The 18,130-nt window shown below is 72.3% G+C and carries 16 protein-coding genes; 9 read left to right on the top strand and 7 right to left on the bottom strand.

Going from position 1 to position 18,130, the window contains the following annotated elements; genetic code table 11:
* Positions 1-291 precede the first annotated feature (291 nt).
* Complete coding sequence (locus tag ACFZDI_RS14525) at positions 292-1,266, bottom strand: SCO0930 family lipoprotein (protein ID WP_391250514.1); 975 nt, start codon at positions 1,264-1,266, stop codon at positions 292-294.
* A gap of 273 nt (positions 1,267-1,539) precedes the next feature.
* On the opposite strand from ACFZDI_RS14525, the gene ACFZDI_RS14530 reads away from it, so the two are divergent.
* The 3 genes from ACFZDI_RS14530 to ACFZDI_RS14540 all read left to right on the top strand — a co-directional run bounded on the left by ACFZDI_RS14530 (position 1,540) and on the right by ACFZDI_RS14540 (position 3,698).
* Entirely contained in the window at positions 1,540-2,148 is a 609-nt protein-coding gene (locus ACFZDI_RS14530; protein ID WP_391250517.1) for a hypothetical protein, read from the top strand.
* Positions 2,149-2,172: 24 nt separating this feature from the next.
* On the top strand, positions 2,173-2,937 hold the full coding sequence (locus ACFZDI_RS14535; RefSeq protein ID WP_391250521.1) for a DUF4239 domain-containing protein: 765 nt from the start codon (positions 2,173-2,175) through the stop codon (positions 2,935-2,937).
* 224 nt (positions 2,938-3,161) lie between these two features.
* A complete protein-coding gene (locus tag ACFZDI_RS14540) occupies positions 3,162-3,698 on the top strand; it encodes a hypothetical protein (protein WP_391250524.1) in 537 nt (178 codons plus the stop codon).
* Positions 3,699-3,863: 165 nt separating this feature from the next.
* Here the strand turns inward: ACFZDI_RS14540 and ACFZDI_RS14545 are convergent, their stop codons facing one another.
* Positions 3,864-4,385 carry a hypothetical protein gene (locus tag ACFZDI_RS14545; RefSeq protein ID WP_234850906.1) on the bottom strand — a complete coding sequence of 174 codons (522 nt, stop codon included), beginning with the start codon at positions 4,383-4,385 and terminating at the stop codon, positions 3,864-3,866.
* A 351-nt stretch (positions 4,386-4,736) separates the two neighbouring features.
* Here ACFZDI_RS14545 and ACFZDI_RS14550 point away from each other — a divergent pair, with 351 nt between their 5' ends.
* Positions 4,737-5,405, top strand: a complete 669-nt coding sequence (locus ACFZDI_RS14550; RefSeq protein WP_391250528.1) for a class F sortase — start codon at positions 4,737-4,739, stop codon at positions 5,403-5,405.
* A gap of 37 nt (positions 5,406-5,442) precedes the next feature.
* On the opposite strand, the gene ACFZDI_RS14555 is transcribed toward ACFZDI_RS14550, so the two are convergent.
* Both ACFZDI_RS14555 and lysX read right to left on the bottom strand, forming a co-directional pair.
* Complete coding sequence (locus tag ACFZDI_RS14555; protein ID WP_391250531.1) at positions 5,443-6,288, bottom strand: polysaccharide deacetylase family protein; 846 nt, start codon at positions 6,286-6,288, stop codon at positions 5,443-5,445.
* Positions 6,289-6,377: 89 nt separating this feature from the next.
* Positions 6,378-9,668, bottom strand: coding sequence for a bifunctional lysylphosphatidylglycerol synthetase/lysine--tRNA ligase LysX (gene lysX / locus ACFZDI_RS14560; RefSeq protein WP_391250534.1), 3,291 nt, complete (start codon positions 9,666-9,668; stop codon positions 6,378-6,380).
* A 186-nt stretch (positions 9,669-9,854) separates the two neighbouring features.
* On the opposite strand from lysX, the gene ACFZDI_RS14565 reads away from it, so the two are divergent.
* Positions 9,855-10,316: a universal stress protein gene (locus ACFZDI_RS14565; RefSeq protein ID WP_234848821.1), complete on the top strand. Its 462-nt coding sequence runs from the start codon at positions 9,855-9,857 to the stop codon at positions 10,314-10,316.
* A gap of 30 nt (positions 10,317-10,346) precedes the next feature.
* Here the strand turns inward: ACFZDI_RS14565 and ACFZDI_RS14570 are convergent, their stop codons facing one another.
* Positions 10,347-11,498, bottom strand: a complete 1,152-nt coding sequence (locus ACFZDI_RS14570; protein WP_234848822.1) for a CapA family protein — start codon at positions 11,496-11,498, stop codon at positions 10,347-10,349.
* Positions 11,499-11,719: 221 nt separating this feature from the next.
* Here ACFZDI_RS14570 and ACFZDI_RS14575 point away from each other — a divergent pair, with 221 nt between their 5' ends.
* The 4 genes from ACFZDI_RS14575 (at position 11,720) to ACFZDI_RS14590 (ending at position 15,024) form a co-directional block, all read left to right on the top strand.
* A complete protein-coding gene (locus ACFZDI_RS14575) occupies positions 11,720-12,265 on the top strand; it encodes a sigma-70 family RNA polymerase sigma factor (RefSeq protein WP_234848823.1) in 546 nt (181 codons plus the stop codon).
* Between the two features lie 152 nt (positions 12,266-12,417).
* A complete protein-coding gene (locus tag ACFZDI_RS14580; RefSeq protein ID WP_234848824.1) occupies positions 12,418-12,930 on the top strand; it encodes a hypothetical protein in 513 nt (170 codons plus the stop codon).
* Positions 12,931-13,081: 151 nt separating this feature from the next.
* On the top strand, positions 13,082-13,735 hold the full coding sequence (locus tag ACFZDI_RS14585; RefSeq protein ID WP_234848825.1) for a zf-HC2 domain-containing protein: 654 nt from the start codon (positions 13,082-13,084) through the stop codon (positions 13,733-13,735).
* 110 nt (positions 13,736-13,845) lie between these two features.
* Positions 13,846-15,024: a SpoIIE family protein phosphatase gene (locus ACFZDI_RS14590; RefSeq protein ID WP_391250541.1), complete on the top strand. Its 1,179-nt coding sequence runs from the start codon at positions 13,846-13,848 to the stop codon at positions 15,022-15,024.
* Positions 15,025-15,043: 19 nt separating this feature from the next.
* Here ACFZDI_RS14590 and ACFZDI_RS14595 read toward each other — a convergent pair whose 3' ends face one another.
* Both ACFZDI_RS14595 and ACFZDI_RS14600 read right to left on the bottom strand, forming a co-directional pair.
* Positions 15,044-15,907: an Fpg/Nei family DNA glycosylase gene (locus ACFZDI_RS14595; protein ID WP_234848827.1), complete on the bottom strand. Its 864-nt coding sequence runs from the start codon at positions 15,905-15,907 to the stop codon at positions 15,044-15,046.
* 22 nt (positions 15,908-15,929) lie between these two features.
* Entirely contained in the window at positions 15,930-18,017 is a 2,088-nt protein-coding gene (locus ACFZDI_RS14600; RefSeq protein ID WP_391250545.1) for a SpoIIE family protein phosphatase, read from the bottom strand.
* Positions 18,018-18,130: the final 113 nt, after the last annotated feature.

Consider the following 18,130-nt stretch of genomic DNA (forward strand, 5'->3'; position numbering starts at 1 on the left):
TACTGATCGCCCGCCAATGGAGCGACCCGAAACGGAAATTGACCATCCGTTCCCGGTCACTGCCTGCGGCACGTGCCGCATTGATACCCCTGAACATGCCCTTCGAACATGCGACGAACCGTGTCCGAGGCATTCCGGAGAGTTCAGGCACGGAAGGGGAGAGAACGGGGGGAATTCGCTGAGTTCCGGTGAACCACGGTAAAACGGTCCGCCCCTCCGTGGGGAACGGAGGGGCGGACCGGGTCTGCGCTTCGGGTGGACGAGACGATCAACCCTGGGGAGGTTTCACCGCTATTCCGAAGCGCCGACCAGCTTTCCGTCGGGCCGGACGGCGTACCAGGTGCCGCCGACGCCCTGGCCGTTGGTGTCGCCGGGAGCCTTGTCCCCGGCGAAGGTGTAGATGGGCGAGCAGTTGATCGTCTGCTGCTTGCCCTTGCCGTCGGTCCGGTCGAAGATCATGTAGCCCTTCTTCTGGATGCCCTTGGTGTCGGCGAAGTCGACGGGCTCCACCAGCGGCCACTTCTCCAGGCAGGCACCGGTGCAGTTGGAGACCGGCTTGGGCCAGGCCTCGTCCTTCTTGAACCGGTAGACGGTCATGCCGTTCTTGTCGACGACGATCTCGCCGAGCTTGGGGTCGTTGCGCGTGGACAGCCCGGCCTGGTCCGCCTCACCGGCGCCGCCCGCACCGCCCTGCGCCTTCTTGCCGTCGGGGGCGAGCGCGTACCACTTGCCGCCCACTCCCTGGCCCTTGACGTCACCGGCGTTGACGTCCTTGGCGTAGCGGTAGGCGGGCCAGCCGCCGACCGTGAGCTGCTTGGTACCGTCGGACCGGGTCACCGAACCGAGCAGCGCCTTGTCGATGCCCTCGCCGGCCTCGGCGTCGTCGGCCGGGACCGGCGGCCAGGTCTTGGCGCAGTCGCCGTCGCAGTTCGACTTGGGCGGCTGCTCGGTGTCCTGGTCGAACCGGTACAGGGTGAGGCCGAGGCTGTCGGTGACCACCTTGCCGACCTTCTCGGCGGTGGAGACGGACAGCTTGCCGGCGGGATTGACTGAGCTGGAGGCGCTCGGCGCGGCCGGCTGGCCGGTCGCGGTGCCGGCGGCTCCGTTTCCGGTGCCCGCACCGATGTTTCCGTAGTCCCCGGGCGCGGCCGTGGCGCCCACGTTCTGGCTTGCCGCCGGTGGGCTGTCCTGACCGCACGCCGTCGTCAGCGCCAGGACCGCCGCGGCGCTCGCCACGAGTGAGGCGCTCCGCCAGGAGGTCTTCATCGTCAACTCCCCATATTCGCAAGGGTGTTGCAGCGCCCTGCTGCGCCGCCGCACGGTCATGAGTACGCATGGGGACACCGATTGTGTTCAACCGTCGGCCAAAAATCTTTCCGGAGCCCCCGACAACCTCCGCCGCGCCCTCGTACATCTGCGCGCCTCGGTCCCCTCACAGGCAGCCACCGATCAAACCGGCGATGCGCGGATGCCCCTCTTTCGGGGCAATCCCCTTGCTCCCCGGCACGTCCGGGCGGCGCAGGGCTCATGATCTTCGTCGTGCATGGACCCCTTTCGACGCAAACCGCCCTGGCGGCACGGACCTTGGCGGCGGCGACGCTGACCTGGGCGCTCGTCGGCGCACCGGCCGGGGTCGCGGTGGCCGACGCCTGTGCGTACGCCTCGACGGGGCCGGACGGCACGGAGGCGGTGGCGTACGCCGGGAGCAGGAAGACCTGGCCGTGCCCGACACCCACGCCGACCCCCTCCCCCAGTCCGACTCCCTCCCCCACGGCGAGTCCGTCCCCCTCCCCCACGCACCAGCCGACGCCGTCGAAGCCGCCGCCGGATCCGCGGCCCTCACCGAAGCCCCGGCCCCCGGATCCGACCCCCACGGCCGGGCCCGCGCCCGCGCGCCCCACGCCCCGCCCGACGCCGGTCACGTCCCGGCCGGCCGCGCGGCCCGTGACGACGACGCCCGCATCCCCGGCACCGGCTCCGCGGGCCACGGCCGCACCCGGGCCGTCCGCGGCGCCCGTGCACTACCCGCGCTACCGCGCCGCACCGCCGCGGCCACGGCGGGCGAACGGCACAGTGTCGCCGCTCACCTTCGTCCTGCTCGTCACGGTGCCCGCGGTGATGACCGTCGCCGCGCTGCGCGCGCGCTGATCCCGGAAGCCCTGGAGGTACCTCTTGCCGGAATGGCTTGTTCTCACCCTCGCGATGCTGGCCGCCTGCGCCGTGGTGGTCGTCATCACCTTCGTACGCCACCGCGCGGCACCCGAGGACGAGGATCCCAGTGAGACCCCGGACGTCATCGAGTACATGACCATGTGGATCGGCGTGGTCTACGCCATCGTCCTGGGCCTGGCGATCGCCGGCGTATGGGAGGGCCGCAGCGCCGCGCAGGACCACGTCCAGGCGGAGGCGACCGCGCTGCACGAGATCTCGGAGCGGGTCCGGGTGTATCCGGCCGAGGAACGCGACCGGATCCGGGACGACATCCGGACGTACGTGAGCCATGTCGTGACCACCGAGTGGGACACCATGGCCGACAGGGGCGAGGTCACCGGGCGGGGCACCGAGCTCTTCGAGCGGATCCGCCAGGACGTCACCGACTACGAGCCGGCGACGGACTTCGAGGCGCAGGCCTACCAGCCGCTGCTGGACCAGGTGACCGCGGCGAGCCAGGCCCGGATCGCCCGGGCCGAGTCGACCGGGGAGACCATGCCGGGAGTGGTGTGGTTCGGGCTGATCGCGGGGGCCGTCATCACCATCGGGATGATCTTCGCGCTGCAGATCCGCAGAACGACACGCGAACTGGTCCTCGCCGGGCTGTTCTCGGCGCTGATCGCCTTCCTGCTGTTCCTGATCTGGGACTTCGATGCGCCCTACAGCAGGGGCGTGACCGCCTCGGCGGACCCGTTCCTGAACCTCTTCCCGGGCGTCGGGGACTGACGGCGCCCCGCACCACGGGCACCGGCCGGGGGACGCGCGACACGCCGTCGCGGTCCCCCGGCCGCGTCAGCGGCGTTCCCCCGAGCGGCCCACACGCGTGCCCCATTTGCGCTACTGCGATCGCGCCGGAAAGCGCACTTTCTTAGCGTTTCGGGCATCGAGGTGCATGTATGACGTGAGCGGAACAGGTCCGCGGCTGCTCCTCGGAACCCGGAGGATTGACCATGCGCGCGATACACCTCGCCTCGGCCGTACTGCTGGGCGCCGGCGCCCTCACCTCCTGCGTGCCCGCCGACGCGGCGACGCGGAGCGACTTCGGCTTCAGCGTCATGCCCTCCACCGTGGCGCCGGGGGGCGAGGTCACCGTGCAAGTGGTGCGCAACCGGGCGTGCCAGGGTGAGGCTGCGGTCAACTCGCAGGTGTTCGACCTGGTCACCATCCCGCCGGACGAGTCCTGGGCGACGGCGGTCGTCGACTGGGACGCCAAACCCGGTGCCGTGTACGACGTCGAGTTCGAATGTGACAAGTCGAGCGGCACCGCGCGGCTGACGATCGCGGGCGGCCATCCGACGCACCACCCCACCCACCACCCCACCCACCACCCGACGCACCACCCCCACAAGGGGGTGCACGCCGGTGAGGGCGGCACCCTCGCCGGCTTCGACCTCAAGGAGATCGGCCTCGGCGCCGCTCTGATCGCCGGGTCGCTCGGCGTCGCCTACCACTTCTCACGCCGCCGCACCGACGAGGACGCCGGCTGACACACCCCGCGGCAGGCTCTCGCCCCGGCTCTCCTGGTGAGAGGGAGCCGGGGCGAGAGGCGTTCCCGTGCGGGGCGACGTCCTGCCGTCGGGACGACGGGCGGCGAGGCGTCCGTGTGAGATGCGCCGCTCGGCCCGGCGGCGCATCCAGAACACGCCTCCGCGTCAGATGCGCCGCTCGGCCCGGCGGCGCATCCAGAACACGCCTCCGCCGACGAGCGCCGCGGCCACGAGACCGCCGCCGATGGCCATGTCCGTCGGGGTCGCACCCGTGGTGCTGCTGCCGCCGATACCGCCGCGGACACCGCCGATGACGGTGAAGGCCTGCGGCCTGGTCATCTGCCTGCCGTTGCAGTCGACCGTGATGTCGTACGACCCCGGGCGGGCGTCGCTGTTGATGACGGCGGTGCCCCGCGCGGTCCCGTTGCCGCCGCCGCCACGGTCGCCCTCGTTGCCCTTACCGCCGCCGCCGACCGGCGAGAGCCTCGTCGGCGAGAACGCGTTGGACGTCGCCGTGCCACCGCCCCGGCAGCCGTCGACCGTGATGGTCAGCTGGCCGCCGGGGGCGATCACGCTGGGCAGGGCGGTGATGTTGCTGGGCGTGTCCCACGCGACGGCCGCGGGGGCGGAGAGGCCGAGGGCGGCGACCGCTGCGCCGGCGACCGCCAGGGCACGAGTGTTACGCATGTGAACCTCCGCGGAAGACGCCCCGGGACCCGTCCCCGGTCGATCGGCGAGAAAGCGCCTCCCAGAAAGACAGTCAGTTGCCGTGCCCCGCGTCGCATTTCGGGAATGGTCCGTCCCGGTGAGCGAAGGCCGTGCCCGAATAGCTCCCATGCGGACATCGCCGCAGGTCACGTACCGTCATAATTTTCCTTGCGGTGGCAACTCGGATGGCGCACCTCATGTCGCCGCACCGCCCCTCACCGCCCCCGGCCACCCGTTCGCCGCCGCCCCGTCGCCGGTTTCCCGCACGCCACTTAGCGTGTCGCTATGCGCGATGGACACGGCGACGGCCGCGTCGAGAGGGGATGGCGAATGTCTGCGTCCGAGCTGGCCCAGGCGGAAGAGGAGGCCCGGCCCAGGAAGCGCGCCCCGTGGGGCGTGATAGCGCTGGTTCTGCTGACCGGTCTCGCGCTCATCCGCAACGGTTCGGGGGAGTTCGACGAGGGTCCGCCCCAGCCGGCGACGGCGGCCGCTGCGGACAGCCGGGTACCGGGCGGCATGTTCGCGGGTGCCGTCCGTCCCTTGCCCTACGCCCTCCCGGACCGGGTCAGGATCCCGGCGATCCAGGTCGACGCACCGATGATCCCGGTGGGTCTGGACACGGACGGCTGGGTCGGCGCGCCGCCGCCGGAGGACCCCAACCTGGCCGGCTGGTTCACCGGTGCCGTCACTCCCGGCGAGAAGGGCACGGCGGTCGTGGTCGGCCATGTCGACAACCAGCAGGGCCCCGCCGTGTTTTACGGACTGGGGGCGCTGAGGAAGGGCCATCGCGTCGAGGTCGCGCGGCAGGACGGGAAGACCGCCGAGTTCGAGATCTACGGCGTCGAGGTGTTCGAGAAGAACAACTTCCCCGGCGACCGTGTCTACGCCTCCAAGGGCGCTCCGGAACTGCGGGTCATCACCTGCGGCGGCGGTTTCTCCAAGCAGGACGGGTACGCGGGGAACGTCGTGGCCTTCGCCCGTCTGGTCGCGGTGCGCTGAGCGCTCCCGGCCCGGCGGGCGAAGGCCCCGGGGCGTCTCAGGCGTAGTTCCGCCGGGGCACGGTGACGTGGTAGCCGGAGTCCAGCAGTTCGGGCAGATAGCGGCGCAGGGCCCGCACGCTCTGCGAGCGGTCGCCGCCGGCGTCGTGCGAGAGCACCACGACCCCGGGTGCGGCGCCCCGTTCCACCCGGTTCGCGATGGTCCTGACCCCGGGGGTGGCCCAGTCGAGGGTGTCGACCGTCCAGGCGAGGGGCTCCATGCCCAGTTCGGCGCCGATCTGGAAGGCGGCCCGGTTCCAGGCGCCGTAGGGCGCGCGGAACCACTCGGGGCGCTGCCCGTAGGCGTCCTCGATGACGTCGCTGGTGCGTTCCATCTCGGAGCGGATCTGGCGTCGGGTGAGCCGGGTGAGCAACGGGTGGGACCAGGTGTGGTTGCCCACGACATGGCCCTCGTCGGCCATGCGGGCCAGCAGGTTCCGGCCGCCGGCGACCATCTGGCCGCACACGAAGAACATCGCCCGCACGTCGTACTCGGCCAGGGTGTCCAGGATGTGCGGGGTGTAGCGGGGATCGGGGCCGTCGTCGAAGGTCAGCACCAGGGTGCGGCCGCGGCCGGACACGCGCAGCGGCGCCTCACGGCGCACCAGGGTCCGGTGGGGCGCGGCGCGCGGCGGGCCGAAGCCGGTCAGGGGTTGCAGCCGGTACGCCGACGACGTGACGGGGCGTCGGGCCTCGGGGCCCGCGGCGGGGGTGGAGGGGGCGGGTGCGTCCCCGGTGACCGCCGTGACCACTCCGGCCGTCGCGGCCGCTCCCACGGCTCCGGCGCCCGCGAGCAACGCCCGGCGCCGGGTGAGCAACCGGGTGAGCAACTGATCCTTCTTCATGACTCATCAGTCGCCCGGCGGACGGCCGACGCACACGAGCAACACCGGTGCGGCGGCACACATTCACCCGTCCGGCTCACGCGAGTGGGTCAGCGGCGGCGCACCAGGGGGAAGGGCAGGGTCTCGCGGATCGTCAGGCCGGTGAGGAACATGACCAGCCGGTCGACGCCGATGCCGAGGCCGCCGGTGGGGGGCATGGCGTATTCGAGGGCGTCGAGGAAGTCCTCGTCGAGTTCCATCGCCTCGGGGTCGCCTCCGGCGGCGAGCAGGGACTGCGCGGTGAGGCGGCGGCGCTGCTCGACGGGGTCGGTGAGTTCCGAGTAGGCGGTGCCGAGTTCGGTGCCGAACGCGACGAGGTCCCAGCGTTCGGCGAGCCGCGGGTCGGTGCGGTGCTGGCGGGTGAGCGGGGAGACGTCGGTCGGGAAGTCCTTGTAGAAGGTGGGCAGCTCGGTCCTCTCCTCGACGAGCCGCTCGTACATCTCCAGGACGACGTCGCCGTGGCCGTCGTCGGGGGTGTACGGCACGTCGGCGCGGTCGCAGAGCCGGAGCAGCTCCGGCAGTTCGGTGCCGGGGTGGATCTCCTCGCCGAGGGCCTCGCTGATGGCGCCGTAGACGGTCTTGACGGGCCACTGCCCGGAGATGTCGTACTCCTTGCCGTCCTTGTGGGCGACGGGCCTGCCGAAGGCGGCGGTGGCGGCGCCCTGGATGAGTTCGCGGACGAGGTCGAGCATCACGTCGTAGTCGGCGTACGCCTGGTAGGCCTCCAGGATCGTGAACTCGGGGTTGTGCTTGTAGTCCGTGCCCTCGTTGCGGAAGGTGCGGCCCATCTCGAAGACCTTCTCCACGCCGCCCACGCACAGCCGCTTGAGGTACAGCTCGGGGGCGATGCGCAGGTAGAGGTCGAGGTCGTAGGCGTTGATGTGCGTGGTGAAGGGCCGGGCGTTGGCTCCGCCGTGGATCTGCTGGAGCACCGGCGTCTCGACCTCCAGGTAGCCGCGTGCCAGCAGGCCCTGGCGCACGGCCTGGACGGCGGTGGAGCGGGCGCGGATCACCTCGCGGGCGTCGGGGCTCGCGACCAGGTCGAGGTAGCGGCGGCGGACCTTGGCTTCCGGGTCGGCGAGGCCCTTGCGCTTGTCGGGCAGCGGGCGCAGGCACTTGCCGGTGAGCTGCCAGGAGGTGACGAAGACGGTCGGCTCGCCCTTGTCGCTGACGCCCGCCCGGCCGGTGACGGTGATGTGGTCGCCGATGTCGGTGTCGGCGGTGAAGCGGTCCAGGGCGGGGCCGGAGCCGGCGCGGGTCAGGGCGAGTTGGTGGTCGCCGGACCAGTCGCGCAGGACGACGAAGACGATGCCGCCGAAGTCGCGGACCAGCATGATCCGGCCGGCGACGGTGACCTCCTCGCCCTGCCGGACCTCGGCGAGGGTGTGGGTGCGGGCCGGGATGCCCACCGGGTAGGGGTCGGTCCCGTCGGCGCGCAGCCGGTCGAGCTTGTGGTGCCGGACGCGGACCTGGTCGGACAGACCGGAGAGGGGGTCGGCGGGCTCGGTCCCGTCCCCTCCGGCGAGGCCGAGCGCCGCCAACGACGGCAGCCCCTCCGTGGTGGCGGGCCGCTGCCCGCCCTTCGGGTGCCCCTTTCCCTTTCCCCACAACGTGCGCATCGACGGTACGGAGACGAAGCCCTCGGCGATGCCGGAGGCGAGGCCGACCCGGGCGAGGGAGGCGGCTTCCGCATAGCAGAGGAAGCGGGGGTACCACTCGGGGTGGTACTTGGCGTTGGAGCGGTACAGGGCCTCCAGCTGCCACCACTTGGAGAAGAACAGCAGCAGGCGGCGCCACAGGCGCAGCACCGGACCGGCGCCGATGCGGGCGCCCTCCTCGAACACGGAGCGGAACACGGCGAAGTTCAGTGAGACCTTGCGCACGCCCAGTTTCGGGGCGACGGCGCACAGTTCGGCGACCATGAACTCCATGACGCCGTTGGGGGCGGTGCGGTCACGGCGCATCAGGTCCAGGGAGACGCCGTCCTTGCCCCAGGGCACGAACGACTGGATGGCGAGGAGCCGGCCGTCCCGGTCGAGGGCCTCGGCGAGGAGGCAGTCGCCGTCGGCGGGGTCGCCGAGGCGGTCCAGGGCCATGGAGAAGCCGCGTTCGGTCTCGGTGTCGCGCCAGGCGTCGGCGCGCTCGACGAGCTGGCGCATCTCCTCCTCGGAGAGGGTGGAGTGGCGGCGGACCCGGCAGGTGACGCCGGTGCGGCGGACCCGGTTCACGGCCTGGCGGGTGACGCGCATGTCGCGGCCGTCGAGGTCGAAGTCGAGGACGTGCAGGATGGCCTCGTCGCCGAGCTGGAGCGCGCCGAGCCCGGCGCGGACGTAGGCCCGGGCGCCCTCCTCGGAGGCGCCCATCACGGCGGGGACCCAGGCGTAGCGGCGGGCCACCTCCTGCCAGGCGGCGATCGCGCGCGGCCAGGCCTCGCGGTCGCCCACCGGGTCGCCGCTGGCCAGGCACACCCCGGCCTCGACGCGGTAGGTGACGGCGGCCTTGCCGCTGGGTGAGAAGACGGCGGCCTTGTCGCGGCGGGTGGCGAAGTAGCCGAGCGAGTCCTGGTCGCCGTAGCGGCCGAGGAGGGCCCGGATGCGGGTCTCCTCGTCGTCGTGCAGGGCGGCTTCGAGGCGCTGGGAGCGGAACAGGGTGGTGGCGGCGTTGAGCAGGGCCAGCGCGCCGAACAGGCCGAGCAGGAAGTACAGGGCGTGCGGGGGCCGGCCGTCGAAGCTGCCGGCGGGGACGAGACCGCCGCAGACCCGGTTCGCGGCCCAGGCCAGACGCTGTCCGCTGGGCAGGCTGCCCGGGAAGGCCTCGACCAGGGCCCAGCCGACCAGGATCGCCACCACCAGTCCGGCGACCAGGACGGCCAGGGCCCGGCGGACCGCGGCCCGGCGGGAGGCGGCGTAGAACTCCTTGCGGGCGTGGATCAGCAGGATCAGGGCGAGGCCGCACACCACGAAGGAGGGGACCGACTCGGCGAACTCGCCGACGGCCATGCCGAGGATGTCGGTGAGGACCAGCAGGCCCAGGTAGACGACGACCAGCCACCAGGCGATCTTCTTGCGGGCGCCGGTGGCGGCGGCCAGCAGGAACAGGAAGACCGCGTAGGCGAGGTTGGCGCTGACCGGGACGAGCAGGAGGTCCAGGAAGTGGACGAGGGGGCGGAGCCCGGTGCGCAGCGGGGGGATCAGCGCCAGCAGTGCGCAGAGCAGACCGAGGGCGCCGAAGAGGACGGCGAAGCCCTGGGGTACCCGGCTGAGGAAGCCGTGCGCCCGGTGGGGCGGTGGTATGGCGCCGGAGGTGTCCTCGGCCGTCCGGGTGTCCGCGATGACACTCATGCTTTCGACTCTAGGAACACCCGCGCCACCTCGCCCGTCGAGCGCTCACGTCCCACGCGGCACAGGAACCCCGGCCCGAGACCACGAGTCCTGCGTGGCGGCGGGCGGCTCACCGGCCCCGGGTGCGGTCCGCCGGACCCCGTCCCGCCCGGCGGCCGGCCCTGACGGTTCCGATAGCCTCGCGGCGTGACGGAACAGCACTCCACCCGGTTCGAGCGGGGCACGGACGGGCCGAAGGTGATCGTGGCCGGGGTCGACGGCTCCGACTCCTCCCTGCGGGCCGCGGCCTACGCCGCCGGCCTGGCGCGGCGCCAGCACGCGCTGCTCGCCGTGGTGTACGTGCAGCCGGTGCTGGCGGCCGGTGCGGCGCTGGGGGTGCCGGTGGCGGAGGCGACGGACGAGATCGCCGAGGACCTGGTGGCGCAGATCCGGGACGCGGCCGAGCGGCTCAAGGGGATATTCGAGGTCCGCTGGGAGTTTCACACGTTCCGCGGCGACCCCTACAACGGCCTGGTGACGGCGGCCGACGAACTCAAGGCGGACGCGGTGGTCGTGGGCGCCTCGGAACAGGCGGGCCACCGCATCGTGGGCTCGGTGGCGGTGCGCCTGGTGAAGGCGGGGCGCTGGCCGGTGACGGTGGTGCCGTAGGGCCGTACGGCACCCGGGCCGTCGGGGCCGCTACTCCCCCATCACCAGTCCGTCCTGGGCCGCGCCGCGGCTGAGCACCACGTCGCGGATGCGGTCGCGCACGGCTCCGACGTCGGCGCCCCGGGCGAGCGCCCGGTTGAGGTTCACGACCCGTCCGGCGTCGACGTCGAAGAGCTGCGGGACGAACTCCGCCTTGGTCACCTGCCAGCGCTCTCCCGGCCGGGCCGGCGGGGCGAAGGTGAAGCGGCCGAGGGTGGACTGGTTGCCGCGCGGGTCCTTGGCGCCCTCGTAGTTGGTCATCTCGCCGGCGATCTGGTCGCCCATGCCGTAGATCACCCAGGTGCCGTTGACCTTCTCGTAGGCCTGCGGGACGTGCGCGTGGGTGCCGAGGATCAGGTCGATGTCGGGGCGGTTGCCGGTGCGCGCGGCGGTGAGGTTCCGGGCCAGGGTCTGCTGCCGGTCGTCGGGGGCGTCCTGCCACTCGGTGCCCCAGTGCAGGGAGACCACGACCACGTCGGCGCCCGCCCGGCGCGCGGCCCGGGCGTCCTCGACGATCCTGTTCTCGTCGGTGAGGTTGACGGCCCAGGGCTGCCCGTCGGGGAACGGGATGCCGTTGGTGTCGTAGGTGTAGGCGAGGTGGGCGATCTCGGCCGGACCCGCTCGGAGGACGGTCGTGGTGCGTGCCTCCTCCTCGGTGCGTGCCGAGCCGGCGTGCCGTACGCCCGCGCGGTCGAGGGCGTCGAGGGTGCGGCGGATTCCGTCGGCCCCGTCGTCGAGGGTGTGGTTGGAGGCGGTGGAGCAGCCGTCGTAGCCGGTGGCGGCGAGGGCGTCGGCCACCTCGGGCGGAGACTTGAAGGTGGGGTAGCCGGTGTAGACGCCGTTCGCGCCGTAGACCGTCTCCATGTGGCACAGGGCCACGTCGGCACGTGAGACGACGGAGCGGATCCCGGCGAGCATCGGCCGGAAGTCGTAGCCGGTGCCGCCGGCGTCGAAGCCGGCCCGGTCGATGATCGTGCTGTGCGGGAGGACGTCACCGGAGGCGACGAGTGTGAAGCCGCGGGGCCCGGCGGCCGGTGCCGGGCGTCCGCGGTCGGGCTTGTCGTGGTCGCGGGCCTGGCAGGCGGCGCCTGCGGCGAGGACGACGGTCAGGACCAGGGCGATCTGTCGACTGCGCGCGAGCATGCATTCACCCCACTATGGGCGTTGTGGTCATATTTACGCACCATCAGGAAAGAAGGCTTCTGGTGTCCCGCGTGTCTCCGACACGCTCATCAGCCCGTCCGGCACCCGCATGGCCGGGGGCCCGACCGTTCGTCGAACCGTTCGTCGACGCGATCGACCGTCCGTCGCACAGCCCGGTACGTGCCCTGTGCCGGGGCCGCGCGCTGCGGTGCCATACGGCCATGACGGCCGGATCCACTCTCACGAACGGAACGACCGCCGAGCACGAGCTCGCAGCACTGCAGCGCGAGCACGGCCGGCCCCTCTTCGCGTTGCTGCTGCGGCTCTGCGACGGCGACCGGCAGCGGGCGGAGGACCTCGTCCAGGAGACGCTGGTGCGTGCCTGGCAGCACCCCGAGGCCCTGCGCGCCGACGACTTCGACTCCGTGCGGCCCTGGCTGATGACCGTCGCGCGCCGGCTCGCGATCGACGCCCGGCGGGCCCGCCAGGCCCGTCCGCCCGAGGTCGGCGACGCGGTGCTGGAGCACGCGCGGGTCATCTCCGACCACGCCGAGCGGGCCGCGGCGATGCTCGACGTCCGCGAGGCTGTGAAGACACTCACTCCGCAGCACCGTGAAGTCCTGGTGCTCGTGTACTTCCAGGGGGCGAGTGTGGCGGAAGCAGCGGCAGCCCTCGGGATCCCGCCCGGTACCGTGAAGTCCCGCGCGTACTACGCGCTGCGCGCCCTGCGCAGGGTGCTACCGGGATACGCCGCCGACCTGCGTTGAAACCGATGGGTGGGTCAAGCCTCCGTAAAGCGCCTTGCCGATGACCCCGGTTGAGTAATCGGCTGTTCTCATCCGTGTTCCGGAGGGGGCCGTCAGCGCTCCCGGGGCCCGGTGTCGGGCGACGCGCACGTACCGGAGGAAGGCAGGAAGGGATGCTGGACGAAGAGCAGGGGAGCACGGACGGTGCCGACGGTGAACTGGCCGTCCCCATGGCGTGGTTGTACGCCGAGTACATCGCCGACGAGCTCCTGCGGACCGGCGATCTGATGCCGCCGACGTCCTTCGAGTTCCGCGCCGGGCGCGATGCCCTGGCGCTGACCATCTTCCTGTCCGACACCGACGGGGAGCTCTCCGGCATCCGGGTCGTCACCCAGCTGGAGACGTGGCTGTCGCTGACCGCCTACGACCAGCCGTGGCAGGAGTGGGTGCGCGAGCGGCTGGCCGAGCTCGCCACCGGCGCCGCGGCGTCGGGCGGGTCCGCGCCGGACCTCGACCTCGCCGAGGAGGCCTGGCGCTGGCTGCAGGAGACGGAGCTGCTCGCACCCGATCTGAACGCGGTGCCGGGGGGCGCGCCGGTGGTCGGGGAGGACGAGGGGCCGAAGGTCTGGACGCCCGCCTGGCAGCTCGGGCTGCCGCTGGGACACCTCGCGATCCATCTTTTTTAGATTTCTGCGGTCCCGGACCAATCCGCGGGCCGGAGGGCTCCGAATCCTTTGGTTGCGATTGTGTCACCGGCTTGAGTGATTCCGCTGCCTGGTCCGTACCGGTGGGAGCAAGGAGTAACCCCACCCGCACCCAACGGCACGAGGATTCGGCATGAGGTCCCTGGAGAGGCATCGCGACGTCGCGGCCTACGCGCTCGGCGTGCTGGACGAGGCGGAGGCCTTCCGCTTCGAGGACCACCTCATGGAGTGCCCTCGGTGCGCTGCAGAGGTGACGGAATTCGGCGCGACCACACGGCAGTTGATGCTGTACCGGCGGTCGACGCCACGGTTCGTGCACCCGCTGGCCCAGCCCGGGCCGCGCATGCTGGACGGGCTGCTGGCCGAGGTGGCGACCCGGCGCCGGGCCGGACGCAGACGGCTGCTGTTCGCACTGGCCGCCTCGGTCGTCTTCGCGGCGTCGGTCCCCGGCATCGCGATGATGGCCGAGGGCAGCGCCGAGGAGCAGCCCCGGATCGTCGCGGCGACCGACACTCGGACGGGAGTGTGGGCGCAGGTCACGACGGAGGACGAGGCCTCGGGCAGCCAGGTCGAGCTGAAGGTCAAGGACGGCTCGGGCCCGCGCGCCTGCCATCTGGTGATCATCGGGCACGACGGCACCGAGGAGACCGCCACCAGCTGGCAGGGGCCCGGGCACGACCACCCCAACACGATGATGGCCAGCTCCTCCCTGCATCCGGAGGACATCGCCCGCTACGAGATCCGCTCGGCGGCCGGTGAGGTCCTGTGGAGGATCCAGCCGAGCTGACCATCCGTCCGCCCCTGTCACCGGGCGCCCGGCGCGCCCCGGTGTGAGACTGCTGGACGACGGACCCGGGAGACCGCCCGGTACCGGGGGTCCCGGCGAGGGGAGACGCGGTGACGGCAGCGACCGGGGACGGCCGCTTGGAGGAGTTCCTGGCCGACCCGGAGAACGCGACCCTGGACCTGCCCACCGCGGCGGCCCGCTGCACCAGGGCCCTCGGCCTGCAGAGCTCCGTGGTCTACCTCTCGGACATCCAGCAGCGCCGGCTGGTACCGCTCACCGACGTGGCCACCCCGCTGCTCGTCGACGACTCGCTCGCGGGCTGGACCTACCGCACCCAGTCCCTGCGCGTGGCGGTGTCCGAGGAGGGCGGTATGACGGCCTGGATCCCGCTCGTGGACGGCGCCGAACGCCTGGGCGTCATCGCGGTCGACTCCCCCGCGCTGACACCGGACGTGCTGCGCCGCGCCCGCGCCCTGGCCACACTGCTCGCCATGATGATCACGTCGACGCGGGCGTACCAGGACTCCTTCGTACGGCGTCTGCGCACCCGGCCGATGCGCCTGCCCGCCGAGATGCTGCGGGCCTTCCTCCCGCCCCGGACCATCGGCACCTCCGACGTCGTGTCGACGGCCGTGCTGGAGCCCGCCTACGAACTCGGCGGCGACGGGTTCGACCACTCCCTGACGGAGACCACGCTGCACGTCGCGGTGCTCGACGCCATGGGACACAACCTGGCGTCCGGACTCACCACGGCGGTGTCGCTGGCCGCGTGCCGCAACGCCCGGCGCACCGGGGCGGACCTGCCCGAGCTGGTGGAGAGCGTCGACGACGCGCTGTCGCAGTGGCTCCCCGACCAGTTCTGCACGGGTGTCCTCGCCCAGCTGGACCTGGCGTCCGGGATGCTGCGGTGGGTGAACTGCGGGCACCCCACCCCGCTGCTCATCCGCGACCGGCGGCCGCTGGTCGACGCCATGCGGCGCGAGCCGGACCTGCCGATGGGGATGCCGTCCCTGCTGACCGGGCGGAGACGGGAGACGCACGAGATCGCGCTGAAGCCCGGCGACCGGGTACTGATGTACACCGACGGGGTCACGGAGGCCAGGGCCGTCGACGGCGCGGAGTTCGGACTGGAGCAGTTCGCCGACTACATCATCGGAGCCCTGGCCGCGGGCGAGCTGCCGTCCGAGACGCTGCGGCGGCTCGTCCACTCCATCCTGGACTCGCCGACCAGCCGGCTGCGGGACGACGCGACCATCCTGATGTTCGAGTGGTCGCCGCCGTCCCGGTGACGCGGGCCCCAGGCGCCGGTCACTTGAGCAGCCGGGACATCCTGCGGTCCGCCAGGGGCTTGCCGCCCGTCTGGCAGGTCGGGCAGTACTGGAGCGAGGAGTCGCTGAACGACACCTCACGGATGGTGTCGCCGCACACCGGGCAGGGCTCACCGGTGCGGCCGTGCACACGCAGTCCGCTCTTCTTCTCGGCCTTGAGCCGCCCCGCCGCCACACCGCGGGAACGCTCGACCGCCTCGGTGAGCGTCTCGCGCAGCGCCGTGTACAGCCGCCCGGTCTCCTCGTCGGTCAGGGACGCCGCCAGTTTGAAGGGTGACATCCTCGCCACGTGCAGGATCTCGTCGCTGTAGGCGTTGCCCACGCCCGCGATCAGGCTCTGGTCGCGCAACGCGCCCTTGAGCTGCCGCCGTTCCCCGGCCAGGAGCTCCGCGAAGCGCCGCTCGTCGAAGTCGTCGGCGAGCGGGTCCGGGCCGAGCCGGGCCACGCCCTCGACCTCCTGCGGGTCGCCCACCACGTACACCGCGAGCCGCTTCTGGGTGCCGGCCTCGGTCAGGTCGAACCCGGCGCCGGTCTCCAGGGCCACGCGCAGCGCGAGCGGGCCCTTGCCGGGGCGGGGCGGGCCGTCGGGGAGGCGGTCCTTCCAGTGCAGCCAGCCCGCGCGGGCCAGGTGCGTCACGAGGTGCGGGCCGTCCGCGGTCACGAGGTCGAGGAACTTGCCGTAGCGGCGTACGGCGGTGACCTCCTGGCCCTCCAGCGCGGACAGGGGAGGGTCGTACGTCTTCAGGACGCTGATCGCGACGGGCAGCACCCGTACGATCTCGTGGCCGACGAGGTGCTCGGTCAGGAAGTCCTTGAGCGCCTCGACCTCGGGGAGTTCCGGCATAGGTCCAGAGTGCCACGCGGGGTCAGTCCCGGCCGGGCACCACGAACTCGCACCACACGGCCTTGCCGCCGCCCCGGGCCTCCACGCCCCACACATCGGTGAGCAGCTCGACCAGGAGCAGGCCGCGCCCGGAGACGCCCGAGTCGCCCGCCTCACGGCGGCGTGGCAGAGCGCTCGAGGAGTCCTCGACCTCGACGCGCAGCCGTCGCTCGGAGCCGGTGAAGGCCCGCAGGGTGACGACCGCGGAGCCCTCGGTGTGCATCAGGGCGTTGGTGATCAGCTCGTCCGCGACCAGTTCGATCTCGTCGGCGCGCTCGCCCGCACCCCAGGCGGCGACCGCGGTGCGGATCATGTGCCGGGTCTCGGCGAGGGCCCCGGGGTCGCCGGGTGCCACGCGCCGCTGGAGCCGACGGCCGGACTGCGGGCCCTCGGGTCCGCGCCGGCGCAGCAGGAGCAACGCCACGTCGTCGTCGCCGCCGCGCTCGTCGGCCACGTCGATGAGCCGCTCGGCGAGGTCCCGTACGTCGTCGGGGCCGGTGCCGACGAGCACGCACAGGGTGCGCATGCCGTCGTCGAGGTCGGCGCCCGGCTGCTCCACGAGGCCGTCGGTGCACAACAGCAGGGTGTCGCCGGGGTCGAGCTCCAGAGTGGTCACGGGGTAGTCGAGGCGGCCGAACTCGGCGGACAGGCCGAGCGGCAGCCCGCCGGGGACGATGACGCGGCGGCAGGAGCCGTCGGGGTGGCGCACCAGCGGGTCGATGTGGCCGGCCCGGACCACCTGGAGCACGCCGGTGGACAGGTCGGCCTCCGCGTAGAGGCAGGTCGCGGAACGGTCGGTGTCGAGTTCGCGCAGGAAGACGGAGGCCCGGGCCATGACGGTGGCCGGGGGGTGTCCCTCGGCGGCGTAGGCGCGCAGCACGATGCGCAGCTGGCCCATGACGGCGGCCGCGTGCGTGTCGTGGCCCTGGACGTCGCCGATGACGGCGCCGACCCGGCCACCGGGCAGCGGGATCAGGTCGTACCAGTCGCCGCCGATGTCCCGGCCCACGGAGCCGCCGATGGTGGCGGCGCGGTAGCGCACGGCGACGTCGGCGCCGGGCACGCTCGGGATGGTCCGGGGCAGCATGGCCTGCTGGAGGCCCTGCGCGAGGTCCATCTCCTGTTCGTAGAACATGGCGCGCTGCAGGCTCTGCGCGATGCTGCTGCCGAGGGCGACGAGGATGTTGCGCTCCTCGGACGTGAAGCCGTACCGGTCGCTGTAGAGCAGGCCCATGACGCCGATCGGCCGGGCCTGGACGATCAGCGGCAGATAGGCGGCCGAGGTGATGTCGAGGCCGGTGATGTGCGGCCACAGGATCGGATAGCGCTCGGCGAACTCCTCCGGCGACTCGATGAAGCACGGACCGAGGGTGCGGACGGCCTCGCTCATCGGATAGGGCTCGTCGATCCGGGTGACGCGGGTGCCGGGGACGAAGCTGTCGGAGGGCCCCTCGGCGACCAGGCGGATGCGGCCGGCCTCGACCAGGCCCATGACGAGACTGGTGGCGCCCAGGTGGACCAGGCCGTGGGTGTCCTTCAGGACGTCGATGACGTCCTGGACGGTGCGGGCGTGGGCGAGGGCGGCCGTGGTGAGCTCGACGACGCTGGTCTGCTGCCGGCGGGCTTCGTCCTTGGCGGCCTGGTCCCGGCGCGCGTCGATCTCGCCGAGTTCCTGGGTGGCGTCCCGGATGATGCCGATGATGCGGCGGGGGCGGCCGGTGTCGTCGCGCCGGATGTAGCCCTGGGTGTGCGTCCAGCGCAGGCTGCCGTCGCGGCGGCGGATGCGGAAGTACGCGCCGTAATTCTCGCTGCCGTCCTTGAGCGCCTGCGAGACCGCCGTGTCCAGGCGCCGGGACTCGTCGGGCGGCACGCGCTTGGCGAGGGTCTCGGGGTGGTCGTCGTACTCGTCGGCGCGCACGTCGAAGACCTCGTGGGCCTGGGCGTCCATCTGCATCAGGCCGGTGTCCAGATCCCAGTCGAAGCTGCCCATCCGGTTGAGCGCGAGGATCCGATCCGGGTGGGCGGGCCAGTCGTCCGGGAGGGACAGGGCGCTCGCTCCCCGATCAGCCATGGGCCCACCTTGCCAGGGTTCGTCCGATTCTTCGACCGGATGGGCCGAGTCTACGGGCCGCTGTGCCGGATCGGCCCTCGGTTACTGAAGACACCCGAGGGGCCGCCGGGGAT

This window comes from Streptomyces sp. NPDC007907, assembly GCF_042959365.1.
In the GTDB taxonomy this organism is placed as follows: Bacteria; Actinomycetota; Actinomycetes; order Streptomycetales; family Streptomycetaceae; genus Streptomyces; species Streptomyces indiaensis.

Coding starts and splice junctions, on each gene's coding strand:
- lysX (WP_391250534.1), bottom strand. CDS start 9,668: ATGAGTGTCATCGCGGACACCCGGACGGCCGAGGACACCTCCGGCGCC.
- ACFZDI_RS14540 (WP_391250524.1), top strand. CDS start 3,162: ATGCGCGCGATACACCTCGCCTCGGCCGTACTGCTGGGCGCCGGCGCC.
- ACFZDI_RS14525 (WP_391250514.1), bottom strand. CDS start 1,266: ATGAAGACCTCCTGGCGGAGCGCCTCACTCGTGGCGAGCGCCGCGGCG.
- ACFZDI_RS14600 (WP_391250545.1), bottom strand. CDS start 18,017: ATGGCTGATCGGGGAGCGAGCGCCCTGTCCCTCCCGGACGACTGGCCC.
- ACFZDI_RS14545 (WP_234850906.1), bottom strand. CDS start 4,385: ATGCGTAACACTCGTGCCCTGGCGGTCGCCGGCGCAGCGGTCGCCGCC.
- ACFZDI_RS14555 (WP_391250531.1), bottom strand. CDS start 6,288: ATGAAGAAGGATCAGTTGCTCACCCGGTTGCTCACCCGGCGCCGGGCG.
- ACFZDI_RS14595 (WP_234848827.1), bottom strand. CDS start 15,907: ATGCCGGAACTCCCCGAGGTCGAGGCGCTCAAGGACTTCCTGACCGAG.
- ACFZDI_RS14550 (WP_391250528.1), top strand. CDS start 4,737: ATGTCTGCGTCCGAGCTGGCCCAGGCGGAAGAGGAGGCCCGGCCCAGG.
- ACFZDI_RS14585 (WP_234848825.1), top strand. CDS start 13,082: ATGAGGTCCCTGGAGAGGCATCGCGACGTCGCGGCCTACGCGCTCGGC.
- ACFZDI_RS14570 (WP_234848822.1), bottom strand. CDS start 11,498: ATGCTCGCGCGCAGTCGACAGATCGCCCTGGTCCTGACCGTCGTCCTC.
- ACFZDI_RS14575 (WP_234848823.1), top strand. CDS start 11,720: ATGACGGCCGGATCCACTCTCACGAACGGAACGACCGCCGAGCACGAG.
- ACFZDI_RS14580 (WP_234848824.1), top strand. CDS start 12,418: ATGCTGGACGAAGAGCAGGGGAGCACGGACGGTGCCGACGGTGAACTG.